We start from the raw sequence: 26,082 nt of genomic DNA, 5'->3' as shown, positions 1-26,082 counted from the left end.
GGGAGCGGGCCGGCGCTGCCATGCACCGAAAGACGCCTTCTCAAACGATCGACCAGCGCCCTCACGTCGCGGGCACCAGCCGATCGCCATCCACCCGCCGATAAAAGCAGCTCCGTCGCCCAGTGTGGCAGGCCGGCCCCGCGGGCTCGCAGATCAGCCACACCGCATCCTGATCGCAATCGATGCGGATGTCGTGGACGCGCAGCACATTCCCCGAGCTTTCGCCCTTTTTCCACAGCGCCTTACGGCTGCGCGACCAGAAATGCGCCTCGCCCGTCGCCACCGTCGCCGCGAATGCCTCGGCGTCCATATGCGCGACCATCAGCACCTCGCCTGACGCGCGATCGGTGCAGACCGCGGTAAGCAAGCCATTGTCGTCGAATTTGGGATCGAGCGTCAGCCCGGTGTCGCGGTGATCGGCCATGACGCGGGATTAGCGCGGTTTGGGGCGCAGGGGTAGCGGGGCAAAGCGCCCGCACGCAGCCCGTTACCCCTCGCGAAAACTCAATGATCCCGAATCGCTTCGATCAGCTCCTTCTTGCTCATCTCCGATCGGCCCTCGATCCCGATGTGCTTCGCCTCGTCGTAAAGCTGCTCCTTGGTCCGATCCTCGAGATCGGTGCCGCGGTGATCGAGCGAGCCCGCGGCCCTGGCGTTGGCGATTCGCGCCGCCTTCTCCTTCGACGCGCCCTCGTCGCGCAGCGCCTCGTACGTTTCGTCGTCTTTTATCTGCGATTCATGTTCCTTCGCCACCGTCCTTCTCCTGCGATTATCCGCGATTCCAACGGGTGACGGCGGGGTTGGTTCGGGCGGCCATGACAATTACGAGACAAAGGGCGACAAACGCGCGGCCAGCTCCTATATGGCGGTCACCAGCAACCCCCAGGGCCGCAATGCTGACCACCAATCCGTTCGATGACGACAAGCTGCGCGAAGAGTGCGGCGTTTTCGGGGTTTCGGGCGCTGCCGATTCGGCGGCCGCGCTCGTGGCGCTCGGTCTCCATGCTCTCCAGCATCGCGGGCAGGAGGCCGCCGGCATCACCAGCTTCGACGGCGCGCATTTCCACACCCACCGCGCGATGGGCCATGTCGCGGGCAATTTCGACAAGGACGAGGTGATCCGCGCGCTGCCCGGCAATGTCGCGATGGGGCACGTCCGCTATTCGACGACGGGGGAGACCGCGCTCCGCAACGTCCAGCCGCTTTACGCCGATCTCGCCACCGGCGGCTTCGCGATCGCGCACAACGGCAATCTTTCCAACGCGATGCGGCTGCGGCGCGACCTCGTCCGCTCGGGCTCGATCTTCCAGTCGACCTCGGATACCGAGACGATCATCCATCTCGTCGCGACCTCGAGCTACCGGACGCTGCTTGACAAGTTCATCGATGCGCTGCGCCGCGTCGAGGGCGCCTATTCGCTGATCGCGATGACGCCCGAAGGGCTGATCGCCTGCCGCGATCCGCTCGGCATCCGGCCGCTCGTCATGGGGCGCCTCGGCGATGCGGTGATCTTCGCGTCCGAAACGGTGGCGCTCGACGTCGTCGGCGCGACCTTCGACCGCGCGGTCGAGCCGGGCGAGCTGATCGTCGTCCAGGGCGAGAGCATGCGATCGATCCGCCCCTTCGGCACCCAGCCGGCGCGGCCGTGCATCTTCGAATATGTTTATTTCTCGCGCCCCGATTCGATCGCCGACGATCGCTCAGTCTATTCGGTCAGGAAGGCGATCGGCGCGCAGCTCGCGATCGAGAGCCCGGTCGAGGCCGATCTGGTGATCCCCGTCCCCGATTCGGGCGTTCCGGCGGCGATCGGCTACGCGCAGGAATCGAACATTCCCTTCGAACTGGGGATCATCCGCTCGCATTATGTCGGGCGCACCTTCATCCAGCCGGGCGACAAGGTCCGCCACCTCGGCGTCAAGCTGAAGCACAACGCCAATCGCGCGCTGATCGCGGGCCAGCGCGTGGTGTTGATCGACGATTCGATCGTGCGCGGCACCACCAGCCTCAAGATCGTCCAGATGATGCGTGAGGCGGGCGCTGCCGAGGTCCATATGCGCATCGCCAGCCCGCCGACGCGGCATTCGTGCTTTTACGGCGTCGACACGCCCGAACGCGCCAAGCTGCTCGCCGCCAAGATGAATCTCGACGAGATGACTAGATACATCCAGGCCGACAGCCTCGCCTTCGTCTCGATCGACGGGCTCTACAAGGCGCTAGGCGAAACGCACCGCGCCGATATCCGGCCCTCGCATTGCGACGCCTGCTTCACCGGCGACTATCCGACCACGCTCACCGATCAGGACGACGCGGTCGAGGTCGATCAGTTTGCGTTGCTCGCAGAACGCGTGAATTAACCCGAGTAACGCAATGAACGACCAGCCTCTTTCCGGGCGCGTTGCGCTCGTCACCGGCGCCAGCCGCGGGATCGGCGCGGCCACCGCCAGGGCGCTCGCGGCAAGGGGTGCGCATGTCGTCATCACCGCGCGCACCGCGAGCGATCTCGAACAGGTCGAGGAAGCGATCTTCGCCGCCGGGGGCAGCGCGACGATCGCGCCGCTCGATCTCACCCAGAACGACAGTATCGCGCGCCTCGCGATCGCGCTCGGCGAGCGCTGGCAGGCGCTCGACCTGCTCGTGCTCAACGCCGCGACGCTCGGCACGCTGGCCGCCGTCCCCGCGTTCGACGCGCGCGAACTGGCGCAGGTGCTGACGCTCAACGTCAGCGCACAGGCGGCACTACTCGGCGCGTTCGATCCGATGCTGCGCGCATCGGACAGCGCCGGCGTGATCGCGCTCACCTCGTCGGTCGCTCGCACCCCGCGCGCCTTCTGGGGCATGTACGGCGCCTCGAAGGCCGCGTTCGAGAACCTCGTCATGGCCTATGGCGACGAGGTCGAGAACACCAGCAAGGTCCGCGTCGCGATCGTCGATCCGGGCGCCACCCGCACCAAGATGCGCGAACGTGCCTTCCCCGGCGAGGACCCGCAGACGCTCAAATCCCCCGACGTGGTGGGCGAGCGCATCGCCGACCTGGCGGTAGCCGGCTTCGACACCGGCCATATCGAGCGGATCGCCGGCTGATTGCCGCACCCAAGCTCTCCCGCGAAAGCGGGAGTCCAGGGCCGAGCCCGACAGGCGCGCAGAAGATTGATTCACGCGGAGACGCGGAGGTGTATCGTTCGCGGCGCCGTCGCCCGCACCAGCGGCCGATCACTTCCCGGCAGCCTCGATCTTCACGGTCTCGCTGACGCGAGACGGACGCAAAAGCACGCCGTCTCTCCGCGTCTCCGCGCCTCCGCGTGAACCAATTCTTCTTCGAACATGGCTCTTGTGACTCTCGACTCCCGCTTTCGCGGGAGAACAGCGAGTTTGGCACTCGTCGTCCCGAAGCAAGCGCTCAGATGACGTGCGGTTCCTTCTCGACCTGCCAGGTCTGGCCCTTGGCGAGCAGTTTCTGGAGGTCGCCGACCTTGCCTTCGCTCGCCGCGCGGTTCTGTTCGACGACAGCGCTTTCGTAGGTCGGCGCGGGATCGTCGTAGAGCACGCCGAGCGCCACCGGGAAGCCCACCTGCGGCATCTCGACGAGCATATGCGCAAGCCCGCGATTGGTCTGGTCGTGGACGATGACGCCCGCGGCCTTCCAGTCGCCGTCGACGACGTCGACCACCTTGAGCGTCAAGTGCGCGACGTCCATCGTCAGCCCCTTGGTGCCGCCGTCGAACAACAGCGGCTCGCCGTGTTCGACCCACAATTGGTTCGCCGCCGCGTTGGGCTTGGCGGTGAAGGGCGCGAACACGTCGTCATTATAGACGATGCAGTTCTGGAAAATCTCGATGAAGCCCGTGCCCTTGTGCGCGTGCGCGGCCTTCAGCACCTTGGGCAGGTTCTTGTGGACGTCGATCCCGCGCGCCACGAACCGCGCGCCCGAACCGAGCGCGAACGCGCACGGCCGCGCCGGCCGATCGAGCGAGCCGAACGGCGTCGAGGGGCTACGCGTGCCGACGCGGCTCGTCGGCGAATACTGCCCCTTGGTAAGCCCGTAGATCTCATTGTTGAACAACAGCACCTGGCAATCGAGGTTGCGCCGCAGCAGGTGCATCGTGTGGTTGCCGCCGATGCTCAACGCGTCGCCGTCGCCGGTGATGATCCACACGTCGAGATCGGGATTGGCGAGCTTGACCCCCGTCGCCACCGCCGGCGCGCGGCCGTGGATCGTGTGGAAGCCGTACGTCTCCATATAATAGGGAAACCGCGACGAACAGCCGATGCCCGAGACGAACACCGTCTTGGCCGGATCGGCGCCGATCTCCGGCAGCGTCCGCTGGACAGCCTTGAGGATCGCATAATCGCCGCACCCCGGGCACCAGCGGACCTCCTGATCCGTTTCCCAGTCCTTGATCGTGGTCTTGATGGGGGTCATTTCGTTCATTCGTCTTCTCCACGTCATGCCAGCGAAGGCTGGCTCTCCCGGCCAAGAGCCCCCGCTTGCGCGGGGGTGACGCATCAGGTGGCCAGCGCCGCGTCGATCGCGGCTTCGATTTCGGCGATCCGGAACGGCTGGCCCGAGACCTTGTTGAGCGGCTTCGCGTCGACGAGGAACTGGTCGCGCAGCACCGTCTTCAACTGGCCGGTGTTCATCTCCGGCACAAGAACGCGCTCGAAGCCTTTGAGCAAGCCTTCCAAATTCTTCGGCATCGGCCAGATATGACGCAGATGGATATGGCTGACGTCGAGCCCGCGCTTGCGCGCGCGCCGCACCGCCTGATGGATCGGCCCGAAGGTCGAGCCCCAGCCAACCACCACCAGCTTGCCCGATTCCTCGCCAAGATCGACCTGCTGATCGGGGATCGCGATCCCCGCCACCTTGTCGCGGCGCAGGTCGGTCATTTCCTGGTGGTTCGCCGGCGAATATTCGATGTTGCCGGTGCCGGCCTTCTTCTCGATGCCGCCGATACGGTGAAGCAGCCCCGGCGTCCCCGGCTTGACCCACGGCCGCGCCAGCTTGTCGTCGCGGCCGTACGGCAGGAAGCCGCCCTCGGGCACTTCCTCCAGAAAACTGACAGGAAATGCCTCGTAGCCGCTGATATCAGGCACTTTCCATGGCTCGGCGGCGTTGGCGATATAGCCGTCGGTCAACAGCATCACCGGGGTCATATATTGCGTCGCGATCCGGCACGCCTCGATCGCGCAGTCGAACGCGTCGGCGGGCGAGCGCGCGGCGATCACGGGCATCGGCGCGTCGCCGTTCCTGCCGTAGACGGCCTGATAGAGATCGGATTGCTCGGTCTTGGTCGGGAGCCCGGTCGAGGGACCGCCGCGCTGCGAATTGACGATCACCAGCGGCAATTCGGTCATGATCGCCAGCCCGATCGCCTCGGTCTTGAGCGCGATGCCCGGGCCGGACGACGAGGTGACGCCAAGCTGGCCGCCATAAGAGGCGCCGATCGAAGCTGCGACCGCGGCGATCTCGTCTTCCGCCTGGAAGGTCGTGATGCCGAATTCCTTCAGCCGCGACAGATGGTGGAGGATCGCCGAGGCCGGCGTGATCGGATAGCCGCCGAAGAACATCTTGACGTTGGCGAGCTGTGCGCCCGCGACCAGCCCGTAAGCGATCGATTCCGCGCCGGTGACGGTCCGATAGAGCCCCGGCTCGACGTGCGCGGCGGGGACGTTGATCTGCCCCACCTGCCCGCCCAGCTCCGCCGTCTCGCCATAGGCATGGCCGGCGTTGAGCGCGGCGATATTGGCTTCGGCGAGTTCGGGCACCTTGGCGAACTTGGCCTTGAGCCAGTCGACGATGGGCTGCCGCTCGCGATCGAACATCCACAGCGCCAGCCCCAGCGTCCACATGTTCTTGCAGCGCAGCGCTTCCTTGTTGCCGAGCCCGAACGGCTTCACCGCATCGAGCGTGAGCTGCGAAATGTTGAGCTTCATCAGCGTCCATTTCGCGAGGCTGTCGTCCTCCAGCGGGTTGGAATCGTATTTGGCCTTGGCGAGATTGCGATCGGAGAACTCGCCCTCGTCGGCGATGATCAGCCCGCCGGGCTTCAACGCCTCGACATTGGTCTTGAGCGCGGCCGGGTTCATCGCGACGAGCACGTCGGGCGCGTCGCCCGCGGTTTCGATCGAGGCCGAGCCGAAGTTGATCTGGAATGCCGAAACGCCGAACAGCGTGCCTTGCGGCGCGCGAATCTCGGCGGGGAAATCGGGGAAAGTCGCCAGGTCGTTGCCCGCCAGCGCGGTCGACAAGGTGAACTGGCCGCCGGTCAATTGCATCCCGTCGCCGCTGTCGCCCGCGAAGCGCACGACGACCGATTCGGATGGGGGATGGGCGTTTGCCTCTTCGGGCGTCACCTGATGGACGGCGGTGGCCATGTAACCTTCCTGCTAGCGAACGATATCCGGCCTCTACGCCTGCGGCCGCTCTCACCCAAAGTAGAATTTGCGGACGCGCCTGCAACTGGTTCTTTTCTCACCGCCCCGGTGGCGTCGCAGCCGACATTATCATTGGCCGGCCCGCGCCCGCGAACTACCGTATAGCCGAACGACAGGGAGAGGATCATGAACGACTCGTCGCCGGCCCTGCCCCGTCTCGGACGGCGACAGGTGCTGGGATCGATGATAGCTGCGACCACCGCGGGCCTCGCGCGCCCCGCGCGCCCCGCGCTGGCGCGGTCGCGGCGCTTCTTCGGGCCGGACGGCGAAGCGATCGGGCTTCAGATCTATACGCTCGGCAGCGACGCGCTGAAGGATCTCGACGCCGCGCTGGGGGCGATCGCCGCGATCGGCTATCGCACCGTCGAACTGATGCCGATGGCCGATCACGCGCCGGCCGAGATCCGCGATGCACTCCGCCGCGCCGGGCTCGTCGCGCACGGCACGCAGACGTCGTTCGTCACACCCTCCGGCCCCAATCTGACGACCGGGCTTGCCGAGCAGATCGAGGCCGCGCGCACGATCGGGATCGAATGGCTGGTGCCGAGCCTGTTCGATCTGCCCGGCCGCCTCGGTCCCCCGCGCGAGGGCGAGGATCTCGGGGCATGGTACGTGCGGCTCGCCGGCGAGATGACCGCCGACGACTGGAAACGCTATGCCGACCGGCTCAACAAGACGGCCGCCGCGCTCAAGCCGCACGGGCTGCGCATCGCGCACCACAACCACAATCTCGAATTCAATCCGGTCGGCGACACGACCGGGTTCGACCTGATCGTCCGGCATACCGATCCGGCGCTGGTGGCGTTCGAGATCGATACCGGCTGGGTCGCAGCGGCAGGGCACGATCCGATCGCGATCCTCAAACGCTATCCGGGGCGCTTCCGCCTCATCCACATGAAGGACATCGCGCCGGAGACGGCGCCCAATTACGCCTTCAAGCAGGTGCCCGCCATCCCCGGACAGGGCGTGCTCGACTGGGCGGCGCTGCTCCCGGCCGCGAAGGCGGCGGGTGTCACCGGCTGGTATGTCGAGCAGGAAGGCCCCTTCGCCGGGTCACGGCTGGACGCGGTGCGCGCCAACTACGCCTATCTCGCGACGCTCGACGCCTGACCGGCGCGAATGGTCCGCTGTCAGATCCTGCCGTCGCGCAGGAACTCGACCGCATGGTGTGCGGCGCGCGCGGTGATCGCCATATAGGTCAGCGACGGATTCTGGCAGCCCGACGACGTCATGCACGCCCCGTCGGTAACGAAGAGGTTGGGCACGTCGTGCGCCTGGTTGCAGCCGTTGAGCACCGACGTCGCGGGATCGCGCCCCATCCGCGCGGTGCCCATTTCGTGCACGCCGAGCCCGATGTTGCGATCGCCGGGGAAGGTGACGATGTTGGTGCATCCCGCCATTTCCAGCATCTCCTTCGCGTCGGCGTTGATCTGCTTCATCATCCGGTGATCGTTGTCGCCGAGCGTGCAATCGATATCCACGATCGGGATGCCCCATCGGTCCCGCTCCTTGCCCAGCGTGACGCGGTTGTCGGGGCGCGGCAGCATCTCGCCGAAGCCGCTCAGCCACATCGTCCACGGGCCCGGCGCGCGCAGCGTCTCCTTCAGCGCGGTGCCGACGCCCGCCTCGCCGACGCCGCGCCGCCATGTCTCGCGGTACGATCCGCCCTGATAGGCATAGCCGCGGATATAGCCGTCCGCGGGCTCGGTCACGTTGCGATAGCGCGCGATGTAGAAGCCGTTGGGGCGGCGGCCCCGGTAATATCTGTCGTCGAAACCGGGATAGGTGCCCATCGCGCCCAGCCCCGTCATGTGATCGAGCAGATAGCGCCCGACCGCATCCGACCGGTTGGCAAGCCCGCGGGGAAACGCTTCGGACGTGGAGTTGAGCAGGATCTGCGCGGTCCCGATCGTCGAGGCGTTGAGGAAGATGATCCGCGCTTCGTGGACGCTACGCTGCCTGGTGTTCTGATCGATCACGCGCACCCCGGTCGCGCGGCCGGTCTCGGCATCGTACACCACGCTTTCCACGATCGCGTCAGTGAGCACGGTGACGTTGCCCGTCGCCATCGCGGCGGGAAGCGTCGCGCTGAGGCTGGAGAAATAGGCGCCGAACGAACAGCCGCGCTCGCACATCGCGCGATACTGGCATTGCACGCGGCCCAGCGCCTGCTGCTCCTCGGTCGGCTGCGTCAGGTGTGCGCAGCGGCCGTTGGTCATCCGCCGCGTCGGGTATCTCGCCTTGAGCCTGGCCTGGAAATCCTTCTCGATCGCGGTCAGCGGCATCGGCGGCAGGAAATCGCCGTCGGGGAGCTGGGGCAATCCCTCGGCCTTGCCTGAGATACCCGCGAAGCGCTCGACATGATCGTACCAGGGCGCAAGATCGGCGTAGCGAATCGGCCAATCGACCCCATGCCCGTCGGCGGCGTTCGCGGCGAGATCGATCTCGCTTAACCGATAGGTCTGGCGCCCCCACATCAGCGAGCGACCGCCCAGGTGATAGCCGCGGATCCACGAAAACGGGCGGCCTTCGGGCGTGGTATAGGGATTCTCGCGATCGTTGACCCACCAATGCTGGGTCGCGGTGTTGAACGCGTAGCAGCGGCTCTGGACGGAATAATCGCGCGCGATCTCGTCCTCGTTGACGCGGCCCCTGTTCTTGTCCTCCCACGGGTTCTGCATGTCGGTATAATCGGCGCCGTGCTCGACATGGCGGCCGCGCTCGATCACCAGCACCTTGAGCCCGCGTTCGGCGAGTTCCTTGGCGGCCCAGCCGCCGCTCATCCCCGAACCGACGACGATCGCATCGAAGGTGGGGTTGCTCGCAGGCGCCCTCATACCGCCCACGCCCGGCGATCGTCGCCCAGCGCGATATCCGCTTCCCACACGCCGGGGATCAGTTCGTAGCGCAATTCCTGCGTCGCGCCGGGCTCGGAGAGATAATAAGCGATCAGCGTCAATTCCCTCAGTCTGATATAGGCGCTGTCGAGCGCCGCGATCCGGTCGGCGTCGAAGGCGGCGACCACGGGCGCGCGCCGGTCGGCCGAAAGCACAGCAAGCTTCTTGCCTGTGGCGCTGCGTGCGGCGTCGTCGAGCGCGTCGAGCGTCGCGGCGAAATCCGCGCGGGTCTTGTCCGACGCCCAGTCCCGCAGCATCGCGTCGATCGTACGCGGCACGCCCGCGTCGATCGCACCGGCGGTATCGGTCGCGGGGATCAGGCTATCGGCATAAGCCGCGAGAGTATCGAGCCTCTCGGGCGCCAGATAGGGCGCGCCCTCCCCGGCCAGCACAGCGCGCGGCAGCGATAGCGCCGCGCCGCCGACCAGCAGCAGCGCGCGCCGGATCAACGCGCGGCGATCGAGCCCTTCCAACCGGTTCACGCGATCCACGCCTGCTCTCCCCTTGCCTTGCGCGAATCCGGTTCGCGCATCGTATTGCCGAGCCTACCCGAACAAAGTGGCCGCCGCTTTCGGAGATCAAGCGGCGGCCAGGGGGAAGGCATCAGAACTTGATCGTCGCGCCGGCATAGAACACCCGCCCGAATTGCTGGAGCAGGTTGGTCTGCGCTTCCTGCCCCCAATAAGCGCGCGTCGACGCGTCGGTCAGGTTGTTGCCCTGGAGATAGAGCGTCAGGCCATCGAGCGCGCTGCTCTTGGGGAAAGCGTAGGAAAGCTGCGCGTCCACAACGGTTTCGGGGGCATTGCCCGTCACCTTCTCGCCGAAGCCGAAGTGCGACGCGACATAGCCCGAACGATACCGCACGCCGACGCGGCCCGCGAAACCGCCCTTCTCGTAGAAGACGGTCGGATTGAAGACGTGCTTCGACAGCCCGATCAACGGCAGCTTGAAGATCCGCCCCGAATCCGGGCTCTCCACCTGAAGGCTGCTCTCGGTATAGGCGTAGTTGACGATGACGCCGAGACCGTCGAACGGCACCGGAAGCGACGGGAAGGTCTTGGTGAACTGTACCTCGAGACCATAGACGTCGCCGCCCTTGCCGTTGATCGGCGCGTTGAGCCAACCGGTGTCGAGTGCGGTGGAACCGGGAGGCGCGTCGGTCGGCAGCGTCGGATAGGTGAGCCCCGAACCGCGGTAATCGAAATCGTAGATCGTGCCGTTGGCGACGAAACTTTCGAGCCATTTGTAGAACACACCGGCCTGGAACAGCCCGGTCGTGCCGAAATAATGCTCGTAGCCGAAATCCCATTGCTTCGCGATATAGGGGCGCAGCATCGGATTACCGCCGCCGCCGCGCGGCTGATACTGCCCCGCGCCGATATTGGTGAGCCCGAAGCTGATCGAGTTGCGCAGATCGAAGAACCGTGCGCGCGACATCTGGCGCGAGAAGCTCATCCGCAAGCGATCATGCGCTGACAGATCGAGGATGAAGTTCGCCGACGGCAGGAACGTCCAGTATTTGTCGCCGATCGTCGAGATGTAGCGATCGGTTCCCGATCCCGGCACCGCCAGCGACGACGTTGAATTCTGATCGGTGTGGACAGCGCGCAGGCCCAGATTGCCGGAGAAATTGAGCCCGCCGGCAACCGTATCGAAATTGAGCTGGCCGTAACCCGCCCACACTTTCTCGCGGATCGTGAAGCTCTGGTCATAGGTCCAGCCGAAGCCGGGCCAATCCTGCCGCACCGGGCGATCCGGCCCGACGAACTGGTCGAGAATCCCGTCGATGTCCACCGACAGGAAATCGGGCCAGCCGTGCGCCGCATAGTCACCCTTGAAGCCGGCCCGTTCGTACAACCCGTCGGGCAACGCGACGGGCGCGGCGATACCGAACTGGTTGAACGCGGTGACGGTACGATCGGCACGCCGCGTCGAATAGCGCGCGCCGACCTCGATCGACTTGATGAAGCTGCCGTCGACACGCCACGTCAGGTCGCCGGCATAAGCCCACATCTGGTCGTTGTCTTCCTGGGGCACGATGAAATAGCCCTGGAAGCGATTCAACTCGGGATCGGTGAAATCCCAGTCGAAGTTCAGATCGGGCACGTTGAGCCCGTTCAACTGATAATCGAACTGGAGCGCGCCAGGCACCGATGTCGCCTGCACGTAACCGCCCGCGCCGTCCGACACGTAGGGGAAGACGTTGATGCCAGAATTCTGGAAATAGCTGTTCGCGGTCGAATAGCTGGCATCGAGGTTGAGCGTCACGGCGTCGCCGAAATCCTGCTGGAAATTGCCGCCAATCGTATACAACCGGTCGCGATCGCTCTCGTCCTGATTGATCGATTCGAAATTGACGCCGTTGCCGCTTTGCCAGTGGCCGCCGACGATCGCGTCGTTGACCACAACGGGATCGGTGAGCGTGCCGATATCGGTGTCGCCGTTTTGCGCGCCTGAGAACCGCACGCCGCGGCGGCGCACGTCCGAATTGAAGCGCGACCAATAGCCGTCGAGCATGAACCGCGTGCCGGGGTTCGGCTCGAACTGGATGACGCCAAGCACACCGTCGCGGGTCTCGGTGCCGCCGAACTGGTTGAGTTCGAGCCCGTAACTGATCGCATCCCGAACACCGTTGCCGTCGATGTCCGTCGCGTTGCCGCCGCTGGCACCGGTCAGCACGTAATCATAGGCGCTGAGCCGCGTCGCGACGTTGGGCTGGACGAGCCGCGCATAGCCGAGCGCGACCCCGAGCTTGTCTTCGATCAATTTGGCCTGGATCGACGCCGAGACGCGATAACCGAATTCATGCGCATCGGGCTGCTGGCTCGCGCGATCGTTGTAGCTGCCGCGGATATTGAGCGAGCCCTGGAAATTCTCGGTCATGTCGAGCGGACGCGCGGTCTTGAGTTCGACCTTGCCCGCGATGCCGCCCTCGATCAGCGAGGCCATCGGCGATTTGTACACCGCCGCCTGCGTGAGCAGTTCGGACGGATATTGATCGAACTCGATCGTGCGCAGCCCGCTGGTCGCGACCTGTTCGCGACCGTTCAACGACGCCGAGACGAGATCCTGGTTGAGCCCGCGAATGTTGATCGCGCTCGCCTGCCCGCCGCCGCGCTGCGAGGTGACGCCCGGAAGGCGCGCAATCGCTTCCGCGATCGACACGTCGGGGAGCCCCGCGATGTCCTCGGCCGAGACGACATCGACGATGATCGGCGACTCGCGCTTGGCCGCGATCGATTCGAAGACGCTGGCGCGAAAGCCCCTGACGACGATGTCGTTGCCCGTGTCGTCGGCGGCGGTGTCGCTCGCCTGCGTGCTCGCGGCATCGCCGCTTGCCTGGGCATGCGCGGTCGACGCGAATCCCAACATCAGCGCAGCGCTTGCCGAACCGATCATCAACGTCACCCTGGACGGACGAATCGAAACCTTCATCACATTCCCTCCCCTTTTGCCTCGCCACGCGATCCGTGCGGCGCTCTCGTCGGGCGCTGAGGCCCCCAGTCGACGCCCGCCCTAGCCTTGCTCTTTCAGGGCGCGATTGCAAAAGACTGCAAAATGTTGTTGATCTTTGCAAGAGAGAATATCGCCGACGCCGCAGCAGAGCCCCGTTCTCGAATAGAATCATCGCAACGATATGTTCATAATTCATTGATTTTATATCATTAAATTTCCTATGCCTTGCCGCCGCTCAAAGAGTAGTTGACGAGCGTCGAGTTATGTAAATATTTGCAATAAAACCGGGTCGGTTGATTCCGACGCGCAAAGGGAGCGGATGTGACGACGATCGATGATCTCGACGGCAGGCAGGCCGTACAAGGCAGCGCGGCCCCGTGGTGGCGCGGTGCGGTGATCTACCAGATCTATCCTCGCAGCTTCGCCGATTCGAACGGCGACGGCATCGGCGATCTGCCCGGCATCACCGCGCATCTCGATCATGTCGCGCGCCTGGGGGTGGACGCGATCTGGCTATCGCCCTTCTTTCCGTCGCCGATGAAGGATTTCGGCTACGACGTGGCGGATTATTGCGGCGTCGATCCGATCTTCGGAACGCTCGCGGATTTCGATGCGCTGGTGGCGCGCGCCCACGCGCTCGGGCTCAAGGTGGTGATCGACCAGGTCTATTCGCACACCTCGGACCAGCACGCCTGGTTCGCCGAGAGCCGCGCCGATCGCACCAACCCCAAGGCGGACTGGTATTGCTGGGCCGACCCCCGGCCCGACGGCACCCCGCCCAACAACTGGCAATCGGTATTCGGCGGCGCCGCGTGGAGCTTCGACACCCGCCGCGGGCAATATTATCTGCACAACTTTCTCGGCAGCCAGCCCGATCTCAATGTCCACAATCCGGCGGTGCAGGACGCGCTGCTCGACGCCGCGCGCTTCTGGCTCGACCGCGGCGTCGACGGCTTCCGGCTCGACGCGATCAACTTCGCGATGCACGACCCTGCCCTGCGCGACAATCCTCCGGCCGTCGACGATGGCCCGCGGACGCGGTCGTTCGATTACCAGCAGCATCTCTACAACCAGTCGCATGCCAATATCCCCGGGTTTCTGGGGCGCTTGCGCACGTTGCTCGACGGCTATGACGCCCGCTTCACCGTCGCCGAGGTGGGGGGCGATGACGCCGATCGCGAAATGAAGGCGTTCACCCACGGCAACGCGTTGCTGCACACCGCTTACGGCTTCGCGTTCCTCTATGCCGATGCGCTCGACCCCGCGACGGTGCGCAAGGCGCTGTCGGCCTGGTCGAGCGACGAGGGCGAAGGCTGGCCGAGCTGGGCGTTTTCCAACCATGACGCGCCGCGCCATATCTCGCGCTGGGCGCAGGGGCGCGATCCGCAACGGCTGGCGCGGCTGACGCTGATGCTGCTGCTCGCGCTGCGCGGCAACGCCTTCCTCTATCAGGGCGAGGAGCTGGGCCTGCCGACCGCGGCGGTGCCCTTCGACCGGCTTCAGGATCCCGATGCCATTCTCAACTGGCCGGTGACGCTGGGCAGGGACGGCGCACGCACGCCGATGCCCTGGATCGGCGGTGCCCCCGATGCTGGCTTTTCGACCGTTGCGTCACCGCGCGAACCGTGGCTGCCGCTAGATCCCGAACACGATGCGCTTGCCGTCGATCGCCAAGATCGCGATCCCGAATCGACGCTCGCCTTCGCCCGGCAGATGATCGCCCTGCGACGCGAGCACGCAGCGTTGCGCACCGGCACGCTCACCTTTCTCGACGCGCCCGAACCGTTGCTGGCGTTCGAACGCGCCGACGACGACGGCCAGCGATTGCTGTGCGTGCTCAACCTCGGCCATGCGCCGGTCGATTGGGCGCCGCCGGAGCCCGGCTGGCGCCTCGTCGCCGCAACCGAACGCGGCTGGCACGACGGCGCCCCTGCGCCGGCCACCCTGCCCGCGCTTGGCGGTTATATCGCGCGCCGATGACCGCGCCGGCTCAGCCGCCGCACGATTCCCGCACGATCAGATCGGTCGGCACGCGTTCCGAGCGCATTTCCTCATCGGGCACCGAATTGAGGAGCTTCGAGACGAGCAGCCGCCCCGCTTTGCCGGTGTTCTGCGCGATCGTGGTCAGCGCCGGATGATTGTAGCGCGCGAACTGGACGTCGTCATAGCCGACGACCGAGACGTCGCCCGGCACGCTGCGCCCGGCATGGAGCAGCGACCGGATCGCGCCGAGCGCGATCATGTCCGACGCGGCGAAGATCGCATCGAAATCGACCTGCCGCGCGATCAGCGTATCGACCGCGGCCTCGGCGAACTCGATCTCGAAATGGGCGGGGACGACCAGCGCCGGATCGACCGGCAGCCCCGCCTCCTCGAGCGCGCGCAGATAGCCCTGATACCGCTGGATCACCTCGGGCGCCTCGATATCGCCCAGAAACGCGATCCGCCGCCGCCCGAGCCGCGCGAGATGCGCCGTCGCACGCCTGCCGCCGCGCAGATTGTCGCTGCCGACCGAGCAATAGCGCTGTTCGGGCAGTTGCGCGCCCCACACCACGAAGCGGCTTTCTTCCTGCGCGAGCTGGTTGAACTCGGCGAACAGCGAACTCTGGCCGAGGAAGATGACGCCGTCGGCGCGGTTGGTCGCCATCAGCGCCGAGAGATCGTCATAGGTCGACGGCGCGACATGGCTGACGAGGAAATCGCATCCGCGCTCGCGCGCCGCGTCGCCGATCCCGCCGACCAGTTCGAGAAGGAATGGATCGGACAACCGATCGACGCGCCCTTGCGGCCGGGTGATGACCACCGCGATCGTCGCCTGCGCACCGATCGGGCCGGAGGGCATATAGCGCCGAAAGGGATAATTGTGCTCGCGCGCGAGCTTCCAGATCTCCCGCTTGGTCGCGACATTGACCGCCGCACTGTCGTTGAGCGCCCGGCTGACGGTCGCGGTCGAGACGCCGGCGAGCCGCGCGAGATCCTCGAGTCTGGTGATCGGACGCCCCGTCATCGATGCGCGCTTGCAAGAAATTTCATATCCCGCTTTTACCGCATCCTCATTCGGAGTCACGGCCATGCTGCGTTCGATCGTGCTGTTTTTCGCCGTTGCCGCGGCAATGCTTTGCAGCCCCGCAACCGCGCAAACGCCGCCCGATCCGGGCACGCTGGTGCAGATCGCCGCCTTCCCGTCGCACGAGGTCGAGACGCGCCCGGTGACGATCTGGCTGCCCGCCGATTACGATCCGCACGGCGCACCCTATGACGTTCTCTACATGCACGACGGCCAGAACCTGTTCCGCGATCGCGGCGCCTATGGTGGCAACGAATGGGGCGTCGACGAAGCGGTGACGCGATTGGTGGATGAAGGCCGCATCCGGCGCACGATCGTCGTCGGCATCTGGAACACGCCCCAGCGGCTGCGCGAATACATGCCTGCGAAGGTGTTCGCACGGCTTCCCGACGACCAGCGGCAGCGCGTCGAGATACTCTATCAGGGCGCGCCGCTTTCCGACGCCTATCTCAAGTTCATCGTCACCGAACTCAAACCCTATATCGACGCGCGCTACGCCACCGCGCGCGGGCCCGACCATACGACGATCATGGGATCGAGCATGGGCGGGCTGATCTCGCTCTACGCGCTCGCCGAATATCCGCAGGTGTTCGGCGCCGCCGGCTGCCTTTCGTCGCATTGGGCACTGTTCCTGCCACCCGACGGCGAGTTGCTGCCCCAGGCCGATGTCGACGCGATCGGCGCGGCGTTTACGGGCTATATCCACGATACGCTGCCGCCCGCGGGAACGCATCGGCTCTGGTTCGATCACGGCGACCAGACGCTCGATCGACTCTACGCGCCGCTTCAGGAACAGGTCGATCGCGCCGTCGTCGAACGCGGCTGGATGCCGGGGCGCGACTGGCAGAGCAAGGTGTTTCCGGGTGCGGCGCACAACGAACAATCGTGGCGCGCCCGGCTCGATCAACCGCTCACCTTCCTGCTTGCCCGGCGTTAGGCGGCAGCCCTCGCAACGGGATCGCGTTCGAGCCGGAGCGACGCCACCGCTGCCGCGGCCATGAAAGCGCCCGCGATCAGGAACGCGGTGCCCTGCGCGTGCGGATAGAGATGCCGCGCAAGGCTGCCCATCACGGTCGAGACGACGAGTTGCGGCAGGACGATGAAGATGTTGAACAACCCCATATAAACGCCGAGTTTCGTCGACGGCAGGCTGCCGCACAGGATCGAATAGGGCACCGTCAGGATCGACGACCACGCCATCCCGACCCCGACCATCGACAGCAGCAGCAGATGGGGATCGCGGATCAGCGCCACCGAGGCGAAGCCCAGCCCGCCCGCGACGAGGTTGATCGCGTGCAGGCGCAGCGCCCCGATCCGCGCGGCGATCGCGGGGATGGCGAATGCCCAGAGCGCCGCAACCCCGTTATAGACGCCGAACAGCAGCCCCACCCAATCGGCGCCGTCGTTATAGGCTTGGGTGGCGGGGTCGGTCGCGCCGAACTGATACGCCGCGACCACCGGGGTCGCGTAGATGAACAGGATGAACATCGCGAACCACGACAGGAACTGGATCACCGCCAGCCGCCGCATCGTCGGCGGCATCGCGTTGAGATCGGACAGGATGTGGTTGAGCAGCCGATCGGCGTTCGCGGCAAGCCGCCAGCGATTGACGATCTGCGCCGATCCGAACGCGAGCAGCCCGAAGCCGAGGATGTAGAGCGGTTTGTCGAGCCCCAAAAGCGCCACCCCGGCGACGATCACCGCGCCCGTCACCGCCCAGATCGCCCCTTGTCGAACGCTCGGTGCGGCGCTTGCGTGCGGCACGGTCTGCCGCGGCGTATTGTCGAATGCCGCCATTTCGTCGGGCGAATATTCGCGGCTCGTCAGCACCGTCCAAAGCACGGTGAACAGCAGCATCGCGGCGCCGAGATAGAAGGCGTAGCGCACGGTGATCGGAATCTCGCCCGGCGCCGCCACGTTGGAGAGCCCGACGACGCGCGTCAGGAACCACGGCGCCGTCGACGCCAGCACCGCGCCCGCGCCGATGAAGATCGTCTGGAAAGCATAGCCCCGCGTCCGCTGCCGTTCGTCGAGCATATCGCCCACAAAGGCTCGGAACGGCTCCATCGATACGTTGATCGATGCGTCGAGCACCCACAACAACCCGGCGGCGATCCACAAGACGCCCGCATTGGGCATCGCCACCAGCGCGAGCGTCGAGAGGATCGCGCCCGCCAGGAAATAGGGCCGCCGCCGTCCCAATCGCCCCCAGGTGCGGTCGCTGTAATGACCGATCAGCGGCTGAACGAGCAGCCCGGTGACCGGCCCCGCGATCCACAGAATCGCGAGGTCGTCGACCGGCGCGCCCAGCGTCTGGAAGATGCGGCTGACATTGGCGCCCTGGAGCGCGAACCCGACCTGGATGCCGAAAAAGCCGAACGAGATGTTCCACAGCCCCCAGAAGCCGAGCAGCGGCTTGGTCTTGGTCATTCCCCCTCCCTCACGCTCAATTATCCTGCCGCCGCCGCACGCTCTGGCGATAGGCGCGCGGCGTCATCCCGAAGCGTTCGTGGAACCGCGCGGTGAAATGCGACGGGCTCGCGAAACCGAGGCCGTAGGCGATGTCGGAGACCGGCGCGCCCGTCGTCAATATCCGCCGCGCCGCGAGGTGCAGCCGATAGGTGCGGACATAATCGGTGAAATTCATACCGAAGACGCGCTTGAAGCGGCGCGAGAAATAGGCCGGCGACAGGTTGCACATCGCCGCGGCCTCCTCGAGCGCGACCGCCGCGCCCGGATCGCGCCGCAGATATTCGACCGCCGGCAACAGCCGCTCGACATAGGCCGTGTCCTCGCCCGCATCCGCCGCCTCCACCTCGGGCGACGCGACGACCGCGAGCAGCAAAAGCTCGACAATTCGAATCACCAGTGGGTCGCGAGCATTAGCGGTCGTCACCTCGCGAAGCCAGTGTGCGAGCGTCTCGATTCGTTGCCATTGTGCGGAATCGGGGCGCGCTGCGAACGGCCGCGCGAGCCGCGCGTAATCCGGCTGGAGCGCGAGATGCTCGACGATATACGGATCGATCTGGATGAGCGTCCATGATTTGGCGCCCGGCGCCAGTTCATAATCGTGATGCCGCATCGACGGCGCAAAAACGACGGTGCCGTCGGCCACCGCGTGCCGTCGCCCGTCGGCAAGAAAGCTGCCCCGCACCGCATCGAAGATCACCAGCTCGCTGACGTCATGGAAATGCAGCAGCCGCCCCAGCTCAGGCGAATCGTCCCGATGTTCGACCCGCTCCGCCAACACCGAGGTGCCGAGCGGGAGATCGACCGGTTCGCAGATCGGTCGCAATGCCATAGGTCAAGAGCATGATAGTTTTTCCCGTTGCGCGCAAGCCCGTCCACAGGCTTCGTCGCACAGGAGCGAACAAAGGGGAGAGGCATGCTCGACATCCAGCGCCGGCGGACGCGCGGCTTCTTCGCGCTGATCACCTTGCCCGCGACCGCGATGGGGTTCGCGCTCTCGGTGCAGATTTCGGTGCTGAGCTGGATCCTGGCGACGCGCTATCACCTCGACATCGAGGAGATCGGGCTCGTCTGGGCGGCGGGGCCGCTCGCCGGGATCGTGGGGCAGGTCGCAGTAGGGATCGTCAGCGACCGGGTGTGGGTGTGGAACGGGCGGCGGCGGGTCTTCATCCTCGTCGGCGGAATCGTCGCCGCGCTGATGATCCTCGCGCTCCCCGCGATCGGCGCGATCTCGCACGCGCTGCGGTTCGAAAGCGTGATCGGCGTCGCGGTGACGGTATCGCTCGCGCTCGACCTCGCGATCAACCTGAGCTTCAACCCCACCCGCGCGCTGATCGCGGACGTGACGCCGGAAGGCCCGGAACGTTCGCGCGGCTATAGCTGGATGCAGACGGTCTCGGGCAGCTTCGGCGTCCTCGCCTACGTCATCGGCGCGCTGCTCGGCAACGACATGCTGATCTACGCGTCGGTCGGAGTCGTGCTGCTGTTGTCGATCGTGCCGATTCTGCTGATCGAGGAGCCGCGCACGCTGCCGCCACCGCGCGAGACCGGATCGGGCGCGAGCCTGCGCGTGATCGGCCTGCTGTCGCCGCTGGCCGCGGTGCTCGTCTACGACGTTTACGCAATGGCGGCGCGGCTGATGGGTGCTGCGCCCATGAGCGGGCTGCCCGAACTGCTCTGCGCGGGCGCCACCGCCGTTCTGATCGGCCACGCACTCGTCACCCAACAGCCGTTCCGGCGCATTATCGCCGCGCACGCGATGAGCTGGATCGGGGTGCAATCGCTGTTCATCTATCTCGTCTCGTTCATCCAGCACCGGATGCCGTGGCTCGACGACGCCGCGCTGGGCCGCGTCACCGCGCTCGCCTATCTGGCGCTCAACGGTGTCGCGGCGCTTGCCCCCGCCCTGCTCCTCGCGCCTCTCGCCGCGCGGTTCCGGCGGGTTCACATCCATGCCGCGTCGCTCGGCCTCATGGCGATCGCCTTCGCAGCGATCTGGAGCCTCGCGCACAGCCCGGCGATGCTGTTCGTGCTGATGGCGATCGCGGGGATCGGCTGGGGCGCGATCGTCAGCTTGCCCTTCGCGATCATGAGCGAGCGCGTCGAACCGGCGCGGATCGGGCTGTTCATGGGCCTGTTCAACCTCGCGGTGGTGCTGCCGCAACTCGTCGCGAGCTTTGCGCTGGGGCCGTGGGCGAACGAGATGCACGACAAGGGAGCGATATTTCTTGTCGGTGCCTGCTGCCTCGCTTTGTCGGCTATGCTTTGGCTCTTCGTCGCGCCGATCGGTCGGAAAGAACAAATATACGATAGTTTATGATGCCCGACGGGACAGCAAGAACGGCTGCGTCCAGCACTCTAGTGACGTAGAATCATGTTCGATCTGGTGAAGCCGTATTCCTGCGAAAGCAGGGATCCAGAGCTACGCACGGCTCACCCGGCCCCGTGCTCCTGCTTTCGCAGGAGCACGGACACATCTTAGGAGTGGGTTATGACGACGACCACTATCGCCCGCACGACCGAGACCGCGCTGTCGCCCGCCGACACGCTGAATCGCAACGGCTTCGTCCGCATTCCAGGCCTGCTCGATCCACAATTCATGGACACATTGCTGTTGCGCGCCCACGCTCGGCTGTTCCGCGAAAGCGCGGAGGCGCGCGAGAAGGTCAAATCGAACGGCTCGCTATGCCATCTGAGCGACAGCCCCGAGTTCGCCGACATCATCGGCCACAAGGGGCTGATCGATACGCTGCGTGGCCTCGGCGCGAGCGACCCGCGCTGGACCGGCGGGTTCCTGATCTCCAAGCCAGCGGGCGGACCGCCGCTGTTCTGGCATCAGGATTGGTGGGGCTGGACCGAACCCGAAAGCTACAAGGCGCGGCCGCAGCAATGGTTCGCGATGATCTACCTGACCGATACCACGCCCGAAAACGGCTGCCTGCGCGTGATCCCCGGTTCGCATCGCCACGATCATCCGCTCCACCATCTCGAGGCTGCGCATTCGGCCGAGCTTCAGGGTTTCCTCAACCCCGACAACCCTGCCTTCGCGGCGCATCCCGACGAGGTGGCGGTGCCGGTGACCGCGGGCGACGTGCTCGTCGGCGACGCGCGGCTGATCCACAGCGCATACGGCAACGCGACCGCGCACGAGCGCCCGCTGCTGACGCTCTGGTACATGCCGCACTGGGACACGATGTCGCCCGGCATGCAGGCGCGCGCGATGATGGGCTATATGCGCAACGACGATATCGTCACTCCCGAGCGGCCGCTGACCCCGCTCGACTGGACGCCCGAACTGCGCGCCCGTGTCGAAGACGTGCTGCCGACGATGGAGGGAAGTCCTTCGCCGATTGCGTGGGTGCGAACTCCCGATGTCACCCGGTTCGCGGCGTGAGGCGCTCGTTTGGCGCGCTGGGCGCGGCGCTCGCGATCATGCTTGGCGGCTGCGCGACCACCACGGCGCCGCGTGTGGGCACGCCCGTCGCGGTGGCCCCCACCAATCCCGGCCAGGAGGTCTTCTACCAGATTTTCACGCGATCGATGCGCGACAGCAACGGCGACGGTGAAGGCGATCTTCAGGGCATCACCGACAGCCTCGATTATCTGAAACGGCTGGGCGTCACCTCGATCCTGCTGACGCCGCTCTACCCGTCGGAATTCTATCACAATTATTTCGCCGACGATTTCGAGGGCATCGACCCCGAATTCGGGACGATGGCCGATTATCATCGGATGGTGGCGGAGATTCACAAGCGCGGCATGAAGATCTATCTCGATCAGGAGATCCAGTACGTCGCCTACGGCCACCCGTGGTATAGTTCGACCCTCGGCAAGCCCGGCGCGCCGTACAGCGATTTCCTGATCTGGCACGGCCCCGGCAACACCAGGCCCGAGGAAGGACCGTTCGGGATCACGATCGCACCCCGCTTTCCCGACGGCGAAACCGGGATCACCACCGTCAACATGAAGTCGCCGGCGCTCAAGGCGTATTTCGAGAAGTTCTTCCTGAGCTGGGTCGACCCCAATGGCGACGGCGATTTCAGCGACGGTGTCGACGGGTTCCGGCTCGATCACATGATGGACGATCTCGACGACAAGCACATTCTGACCAATTTGTTCGACGATTTCTGGAAGCCGATCTTCTCCAGCGTGCGCGCCGCCAACCCGAAGGCGACCTTCATCGCCGAGCAATCGGACTGGGGGTACGGCACCGATTATCTGACCAAAGGCGATGTCGATTACGTGTTCGCGTTCCCGCTGATGGGCGCGATCCGCGCGTTCGATCGCGACAAGATCGCCGAGGCGATCGCGGGCACAGAGAAAGCGACGCCGGCGGGCAAGCACCAGCTCATCTTCGCGGCCAACCACGACACCAACCGGCTTGCGTCCGAACCCGGCATCACGCCAGAGAAGCTGCGTACCGCCGCGGTGCTGACGATGCTGCTCAAGGGCACACCGCTGATTTATTACGGCGAAGAACTGGGGATGCGCGGGCACCAGCGCGACGAATATCACACCGACGAGAAAGACATCGGCACGCGCGAAGCCTTCGAGTGGAAGGCCGATCCCGACGCGGCGATCCACGCCAATTGGTATCGCAGCGACAAGAGCTATTGGACCCAGCGGTTCAACCAGAAGGATGACGGGATTTCGGTCGAGGAAGAGGATCGCGATCCCCACTCGCTGCTGTCGCTTTATCGCGGGTTGCTGGACCTGCGGCATCGCACGCCCGCGTTCGAGCAAGGCGGCCAGCAGGTGCTGGAAAGCGCACCGGGGATGCTCGTCGTCGAGCGGAGCGAGGGGGATCAACGCTATCTGATCGTCAGCAACCTGACCGATCACGAGGCGCGCTATCGCCCCGAAGGGACCGCCCCGCACGATCTGCTGGATACGTCACCAAGCGCAGACGGGGAGATCGTACTCGCGCCCTATCGTTCCGCCGTGCTCGGCCCGCGTTGATGGCACCACTCACCGGCCCGGCGCTGATCGCCGACGGCAAGGGTGGGTTCGCGCTCGACGAGATCGCGGTCGAGCCACCCGGCCCCGGCGAAGTGCGCGTGCGCGTGACCGCAGCCGGCTTGTGCCACACCGACCATGCCTCGCTGCACTGGCCCGGCCCGCTGGTGATGGGGCACGAGGGCGCCGGTATCGTCGAATCGACCGGTGACGATGTGACGGGACTGGAAACCGGCCAGTCGGTCGTGCTCAACTGGGCGATTCCGTGCGGACGCTGCTTCCAATGCACTCGCGCCCAGCCCGCCTTGTGCGAACGTACCCACGAACACGATCCTGACGCGCTCGGCACCAGCCGCGCACATCGCGGCGGCACGCGGTGGCGGGGCACGCCGATCGAGCGCTCGTTTCATCTCGGCACCTTTGCGCGCTATGCGCTCGTCCGCGCCGAAGCGGTGACGCCCCGGCCGGCTGGTCTCGCGGCCGAGCGCGCCTGCATCCTCGGCTGCGCGGTGATGACGGGGATCGGGTCCGTGATCAATATCGCCGAGGTGCAGGCGGGCGACAGCATCACGGTGGTCGGGTGCGGTGGGGTCGGGCTCAACGTCATCCAGGGCGCGCGGCTGGCGGGCGCGGGGCGGATCATCGCGATCGACACGCGCACCGCGCCGCTCGAACGCGCACGGGCATTCGGCGCGACCGATGTGGTGCAGGCGGCAACCGACGATCCACGGCACGAAGCGCTCGTCGACCGGATCCGGGCGATGACCGGCGGACGCGGCGTCGATCATGCCTTCGAGGCGACCGGGATCGCCGCGCTTGCGTTCGCGCCATTGCTGCTCGCGCGCAACGGCGGCAACGCGATCCAGGTCAGCGGCGCGCATGGCGAGGTCGCGGTGCCGATGACCGACTTCTTCTGGAACAAACGCTACCTCACACCGCTGTACGGCGGCTGCGTGCCCGCGCGTGATTTTCCGCGGCTGTTCGGCTGGGTGGAAAGCGGGGCGATCGAGATCGACGCGCTGATCACGCACCATTATCGCCTCGACGATGCGGCAACGGCGTTCGACAACATGCTGAACGGCCGCAGCGGCAAGGGCGTGTTCACGATTCCATGACCGACTTTCGCACCGTCGAACTTTCGGATCCCGCCATCGACCCGACCGGCCTGCGCTTCATGACGGTGAAAAGCGCGGCGCTGGGCGCGCGCGCGGATATCACCCTGTTCGTGCCGGATTGCGTCAGCGGCCTCGCCGATGTGCCGATCGTGATATTGCTCCACGGCGTCTATGGTTCGCATTGGGCATGGGCGCTGAAGGGCGGCGCACACCTGACCGCGCAGCGCCTGATCGACGAAGGCACGATCCCGCCGCTGGTGCTCGCGATGCCCTCCGACGGGTTGTGGGGCGACGGTTCGGGCTATGTCCCGCACCGGACCCGCGATTTCGAGCGCTGGATCGTCGAGGAAGTACCCGCGGCGATGCGCGCCGCCTGCCCCGCCTGCAGCCCGGCATCGCCGCTTGCGGTCATCGGGCTGAGCATGGGCGGATTCGCCGCGTTGCGGCTCGCGGGCAAATATCCCGACCGCTTCGTGGGCGTCGCGGCACATTCGGCAGCAATCGACGCCGCCGATCTCGATCCGCTGATCGAGGAAAGCCGGCAGGATTGGAGCACTGCGCCAATCGATTGCTCGGCGATTGTCGCCTTGTGCGAGGCGCCGTCCGCGTTGCCGCCGATCCATATCGATTGCGGCGTCGACGATCCATATATCGAGCGCAACCGCGCCCTGCACGACGCCCTCGATGAGGCGGGAATCGCACACGATTATGCCGAACGCCCCGGCGGGCACGATTGGGGTTATTGGCGCACCAATCTCGACGCGTCGCTTGGCTTCGTCGGCGCGGCGATCAGCGCGCGCCGGCGCGGTTAGACGACCTTACTGGCCGCCCGGAGGGGGACCGCCTGCGCCGCCCATCATCTGCTGCTGCATCTGCATCTGGCGAATCACCGCCTTAGGCAGGAAATCGAGCATGTCGATATCGAACACGAGGATCGAATTGGCGGGGATCACGACCTTGCCGGTCTGATCCTTCTTCTCATCGGCGCCATAACCAAGGTCGGGCTTGATCCAGACGCGATATTTCGCGCCCTTGGGCATCAGCTTGAGCGCTTCCTCGAAGCCGGGAATTGCCGCCTGCTCGCCCAACGGGAACGGCACCGGCTGCTGCGACTGATCGAATTGGCTGCCGTCGACGAGCTTGCCGTCGTAATTGACGAGCGCCACATCCTCGTCGGTCGGCGCGGCGCCCTTGCCGGGTTCGAGCACCTTGTATTGCAGGCCCGATGCGGTCTGCACCACGCCATCCTCATGCGCGTTCGTCGCCAGGAAGCCGCTCACCGGATTGCTCGGGGCAGCAAACGCGAGCCCGACCGCGATCGCAATCGCCGCCAGGATCCCCACCCACAGCATCACCAGGATACGCCGGGGCGTAGGCTGCAAAGGAACGGCGGTCACGGACATAAGCAGGCCCTTGCGGCTGGCACGATCAGAAGGAAAGCGACGGGCTCAATTCGCCCGTCGGTGGCAACGGCAGTTCAACGGACGCCGTCGCGCTCCATCCGCTTGCGCTCGAGCTTGCGGGCGCGACGGACAGCGGCGGCACGCTCACGCGCGCGCTTCTCGCTCGGCTTCTCATAGTGCCGGCGCAGCTTCATCTCGCGATAGACGCCCTCGCGCTGCAGCTTCTTCTTGAGCGCGCGCAGCGCCTGGTCGACGTTATTGTCGCGAACGATGATCTGCATAAA

General features: G+C 65.8%; 22 protein-coding genes. 10 read left to right on the top strand and 12 right to left on the bottom strand.

Annotated elements, in window-relative coordinates:
- Positions 1 to 61: 61 nt before the first annotated feature.
- Together hisI and DFR49_RS01205 are read right to left on the bottom strand one after the other, a co-directional pair.
- Entirely contained in the window at positions 62 to 424 is a 363-nt protein-coding gene (hisI, locus tag DFR49_RS01210) for a phosphoribosyl-AMP cyclohydrolase (protein ID WP_119034231.1), read from the bottom strand.
- An 80-nt stretch (positions 425 to 504) separates the two neighbouring features.
- Positions 505 to 753 (bottom strand): DUF7218 family protein, encoded by a 249-nt coding sequence (locus DFR49_RS01205; RefSeq protein WP_119034230.1) that lies wholly within the window; start codon positions 751 to 753, stop codon positions 505 to 507.
- 140 nt (positions 754 to 893) lie between these two features.
- On the opposite strand from DFR49_RS01205, the gene purF reads away from it, so the two are divergent.
- Both purF and DFR49_RS01195 read left to right on the top strand, forming a co-directional pair.
- A complete protein-coding gene (purF, locus tag DFR49_RS01200; RefSeq protein ID WP_119034229.1) occupies positions 894 to 2,354 on the top strand; it encodes an amidophosphoribosyltransferase in 1,461 nt (486 codons plus the stop codon).
- Between the two features lie 13 nt (positions 2,355 to 2,367).
- The gene (locus DFR49_RS01195; protein WP_119034228.1) at positions 2,368 to 3,081 is read left to right on the top strand and encodes an SDR family NAD(P)-dependent oxidoreductase; all 714 of its coding nucleotides are present in this window, start codon (positions 2,368 to 2,370) and stop codon (positions 3,079 to 3,081) included.
- Between the two features lie 316 nt (positions 3,082 to 3,397).
- Here the strand turns inward: DFR49_RS01195 and DFR49_RS01190 are convergent, their stop codons facing one another.
- Entirely contained in the window at positions 3,398 to 4,429 is a 1,032-nt protein-coding gene (locus DFR49_RS01190; RefSeq protein WP_119034227.1) for a 2-oxoacid:ferredoxin oxidoreductase subunit beta, read from the bottom strand.
- Positions 4,430 to 4,503: 74 nt separating this feature from the next.
- Positions 4,504 to 6,375, bottom strand: a complete 1,872-nt coding sequence (locus DFR49_RS01185; RefSeq protein WP_119034226.1) for a 2-oxoacid:acceptor oxidoreductase subunit alpha — start codon at positions 6,373 to 6,375, stop codon at positions 4,504 to 4,506.
- Between the two features lie 186 nt (positions 6,376 to 6,561).
- Between DFR49_RS01185 and DFR49_RS01180 the strand changes: the two genes are divergently transcribed.
- Positions 6,562 to 7,545, top strand: coding sequence for a sugar phosphate isomerase/epimerase family protein (locus DFR49_RS01180; protein WP_119034225.1), 984 nt, complete (start codon positions 6,562 to 6,564; stop codon positions 7,543 to 7,545).
- Positions 7,546 to 7,565: 20 nt separating this feature from the next.
- Here DFR49_RS01180 and DFR49_RS01175 read toward each other — a convergent pair whose 3' ends face one another.
- From DFR49_RS01175 to DFR49_RS01165, 3 genes are all read right to left on the bottom strand, one after another.
- Complete coding sequence (locus DFR49_RS01175; protein ID WP_119034224.1) at positions 7,566 to 9,272, bottom strand: GMC oxidoreductase; 1,707 nt, start codon at positions 9,270 to 9,272, stop codon at positions 7,566 to 7,568.
- Entirely contained in the window at positions 9,269 to 9,814 is a 546-nt protein-coding gene (locus tag DFR49_RS01170) for a gluconate 2-dehydrogenase subunit 3 family protein (RefSeq protein ID WP_170150889.1), read from the bottom strand. The genes DFR49_RS01175 and DFR49_RS01170 overlap by 4 nt, the downstream gene beginning before the upstream one ends.
- Before the next feature lie 121 nt (positions 9,815 to 9,935).
- Positions 9,936 to 12,767 (bottom strand): TonB-dependent receptor, encoded by a 2,832-nt coding sequence (locus DFR49_RS01165; RefSeq protein ID WP_119034222.1) that lies wholly within the window; start codon positions 12,765 to 12,767, stop codon positions 9,936 to 9,938.
- A gap of 342 nt (positions 12,768 to 13,109) precedes the next feature.
- Here DFR49_RS01165 and DFR49_RS01160 point away from each other — a divergent pair, with 342 nt between their 5' ends.
- The gene (locus DFR49_RS01160) at positions 13,110 to 14,768 is read left to right on the top strand and encodes an alpha-amylase family glycosyl hydrolase (RefSeq protein ID WP_245968184.1); all 1,659 of its coding nucleotides are present in this window, start codon (positions 13,110 to 13,112) and stop codon (positions 14,766 to 14,768) included.
- A 10-nt stretch (positions 14,769 to 14,778) separates the two neighbouring features.
- On the opposite strand, the gene DFR49_RS01155 is transcribed toward DFR49_RS01160, so the two are convergent.
- Complete coding sequence (locus DFR49_RS01155; RefSeq protein WP_119035205.1) at positions 14,779 to 15,795, bottom strand: LacI family DNA-binding transcriptional regulator; 1,017 nt, start codon at positions 15,793 to 15,795, stop codon at positions 14,779 to 14,781.
- Positions 15,796 to 15,859: 64 nt separating this feature from the next.
- On the opposite strand from DFR49_RS01155, the gene DFR49_RS01150 reads away from it, so the two are divergent.
- A complete protein-coding gene (locus DFR49_RS01150; protein WP_119034221.1) occupies positions 15,860 to 16,792 on the top strand; it encodes an alpha/beta hydrolase in 933 nt (310 codons plus the stop codon).
- On the opposite strand, the gene DFR49_RS01145 is transcribed toward DFR49_RS01150, so the two are convergent.
- Together DFR49_RS01145 and DFR49_RS01140 are read right to left on the bottom strand one after the other, a co-directional pair.
- Positions 16,789 to 18,285 carry an MFS transporter gene (locus tag DFR49_RS01145; protein WP_119034220.1) on the bottom strand — a complete coding sequence of 499 codons (1,497 nt, stop codon included), beginning with the start codon at positions 18,283 to 18,285 and terminating at the stop codon, positions 16,789 to 16,791. The two genes, DFR49_RS01150 and DFR49_RS01145, sit on opposite strands and share 4 nt — an antisense overlap.
- A 16-nt stretch (positions 18,286 to 18,301) precedes the next feature.
- The gene (locus DFR49_RS01140; protein ID WP_119034219.1) at positions 18,302 to 19,156 is read right to left on the bottom strand and encodes a helix-turn-helix transcriptional regulator; all 855 of its coding nucleotides are present in this window, start codon (positions 19,154 to 19,156) and stop codon (positions 18,302 to 18,304) included.
- 84 nt (positions 19,157 to 19,240) lie between these two features.
- On the opposite strand from DFR49_RS01140, the gene DFR49_RS01135 reads away from it, so the two are divergent.
- The 5 genes from DFR49_RS01135 to DFR49_RS01115 all read left to right on the top strand — a co-directional run bounded on the left by DFR49_RS01135 (position 19,241) and on the right by DFR49_RS01115 (position 25,207).
- Positions 19,241 to 20,644 carry an MFS transporter gene (locus DFR49_RS01135; protein ID WP_119034218.1) on the top strand — a complete coding sequence of 468 codons (1,404 nt, stop codon included), beginning with the start codon at positions 19,241 to 19,243 and terminating at the stop codon, positions 20,642 to 20,644.
- A 171-nt stretch (positions 20,645 to 20,815) separates the two neighbouring features.
- Positions 20,816 to 21,718: a phytanoyl-CoA dioxygenase family protein gene (locus DFR49_RS01130; RefSeq protein WP_119034217.1), complete on the top strand. Its 903-nt coding sequence runs from the start codon at positions 20,816 to 20,818 to the stop codon at positions 21,716 to 21,718.
- On the top strand, positions 21,715 to 23,283 hold the full coding sequence (locus DFR49_RS01125; protein ID WP_119034216.1) for an alpha-amylase family glycosyl hydrolase: 1,569 nt from the start codon (positions 21,715 to 21,717) through the stop codon (positions 23,281 to 23,283). Before DFR49_RS01130 ends, DFR49_RS01125 begins: the two co-directional genes overlap by 4 nt.
- Complete coding sequence (locus tag DFR49_RS01120; protein ID WP_211325785.1) at positions 23,283 to 24,395, top strand: alcohol dehydrogenase catalytic domain-containing protein; 1,113 nt, start codon at positions 23,283 to 23,285, stop codon at positions 24,393 to 24,395. The genes DFR49_RS01125 and DFR49_RS01120 overlap by 1 nt, the downstream gene beginning before the upstream one ends.
- Positions 24,392 to 25,207: an alpha/beta hydrolase gene (locus DFR49_RS01115; protein ID WP_119034214.1), complete on the top strand. Its 816-nt coding sequence runs from the start codon at positions 24,392 to 24,394 to the stop codon at positions 25,205 to 25,207. Before DFR49_RS01120 ends, DFR49_RS01115 begins: the two co-directional genes overlap by 4 nt.
- A gap of 6 nt (positions 25,208 to 25,213) precedes the next feature.
- On the opposite strand, the gene DFR49_RS01110 is transcribed toward DFR49_RS01115, so the two are convergent.
- Both DFR49_RS01110 and rpsU read right to left on the bottom strand, forming a co-directional pair.
- The gene (locus DFR49_RS01110; RefSeq protein WP_119034213.1) at positions 25,214 to 25,798 is read right to left on the bottom strand and encodes an FKBP-type peptidyl-prolyl cis-trans isomerase; all 585 of its coding nucleotides are present in this window, start codon (positions 25,796 to 25,798) and stop codon (positions 25,214 to 25,216) included.
- A gap of 74 nt (positions 25,799 to 25,872) precedes the next feature.
- A complete protein-coding gene (gene rpsU / locus DFR49_RS01105) occupies positions 25,873 to 26,079 on the bottom strand; it encodes a 30S ribosomal protein S21 (protein ID WP_106640311.1) in 207 nt (68 codons plus the stop codon).
- Positions 26,080 to 26,082 lie beyond the last annotated feature (3 nt).

This window comes from Hephaestia caeni, assembly GCF_003550065.1.
In the GTDB taxonomy this organism is placed as follows: domain Bacteria; phylum Pseudomonadota; class Alphaproteobacteria; order Sphingomonadales; family Sphingomonadaceae; genus Sphingomonas; species Sphingomonas caeni_A.
The sequence above is the reverse complement of the archived record's forward strand: the minus strand, read 5'-3'. Positions and strand labels throughout refer to the sequence as shown.

Excerpts from the sequence above, each read along its gene's own strand:
- DFR49_RS01145 (WP_119034220.1), bottom strand. The coding sequence starts at position 18,285 with ATGACCAAGACCAAGCCGCTGCTCGGCTTCTGGGGGCTGTGGAACATC.
- DFR49_RS01115 (WP_119034214.1), top strand. The coding sequence starts at position 24,392 with ATGACCGACTTTCGCACCGTCGAACTTTCGGATCCCGCCATCGACCCG.
- DFR49_RS01180 (WP_119034225.1), top strand. The coding sequence starts at position 6,562 with ATGAACGACTCGTCGCCGGCCCTGCCCCGTCTCGGACGGCGACAGGTG.
- DFR49_RS01195 (WP_119034228.1), top strand. The coding sequence starts at position 2,368 with ATGAACGACCAGCCTCTTTCCGGGCGCGTTGCGCTCGTCACCGGCGCC.
- DFR49_RS01155 (WP_119035205.1), bottom strand. The coding sequence starts at position 15,795 with ATGACGGGGCGTCCGATCACCAGACTCGAGGATCTCGCGCGGCTCGCC.
- hisI (WP_119034231.1), bottom strand. The coding sequence starts at position 424 with ATGGCCGATCACCGCGACACCGGGCTGACGCTCGATCCCAAATTCGAC.
- DFR49_RS01110 (WP_119034213.1), bottom strand. The coding sequence starts at position 25,798 with ATGTCCGTGACCGCCGTTCCTTTGCAGCCTACGCCCCGGCGTATCCTG.
- DFR49_RS01165 (WP_119034222.1), bottom strand. The coding sequence starts at position 12,767 with ATGAAGGTTTCGATTCGTCCGTCCAGGGTGACGTTGATGATCGGTTCG.
- DFR49_RS01140 (WP_119034219.1), bottom strand. The coding sequence starts at position 19,156 with ATGGCATTGCGACCGATCTGCGAACCGGTCGATCTCCCGCTCGGCACC.
- purF (WP_119034229.1), top strand. The coding sequence starts at position 894 with ATGCTGACCACCAATCCGTTCGATGACGACAAGCTGCGCGAAGAGTGC.
- DFR49_RS01150 (WP_119034221.1), top strand. The coding sequence starts at position 15,860 with ATGCTGCGTTCGATCGTGCTGTTTTTCGCCGTTGCCGCGGCAATGCTT.
- DFR49_RS01175 (WP_119034224.1), bottom strand. The coding sequence starts at position 9,272 with ATGAGGGCGCCTGCGAGCAACCCCACCTTCGATGCGATCGTCGTCGGT.
- DFR49_RS01185 (WP_119034226.1), bottom strand. The coding sequence starts at position 6,375 with ATGGCCACCGCCGTCCATCAGGTGACGCCCGAAGAGGCAAACGCCCAT.
- DFR49_RS01135 (WP_119034218.1), top strand. The coding sequence starts at position 19,241 with ATGCTCGACATCCAGCGCCGGCGGACGCGCGGCTTCTTCGCGCTGATC.
- DFR49_RS01190 (WP_119034227.1), bottom strand. The coding sequence starts at position 4,429 with ATGAACGAAATGACCCCCATCAAGACCACGATCAAGGACTGGGAAACG.
- DFR49_RS01120 (WP_211325785.1), top strand. The coding sequence starts at position 23,283 with ATGGCACCACTCACCGGCCCGGCGCTGATCGCCGACGGCAAGGGTGGG.
- DFR49_RS01130 (WP_119034217.1), top strand. The coding sequence starts at position 20,816 with ATGACGACGACCACTATCGCCCGCACGACCGAGACCGCGCTGTCGCCC.
- rpsU (WP_106640311.1), bottom strand. The coding sequence starts at position 26,079 with ATGCAGATCATCGTTCGCGACAATAACGTCGACCAGGCGCTGCGCGCG.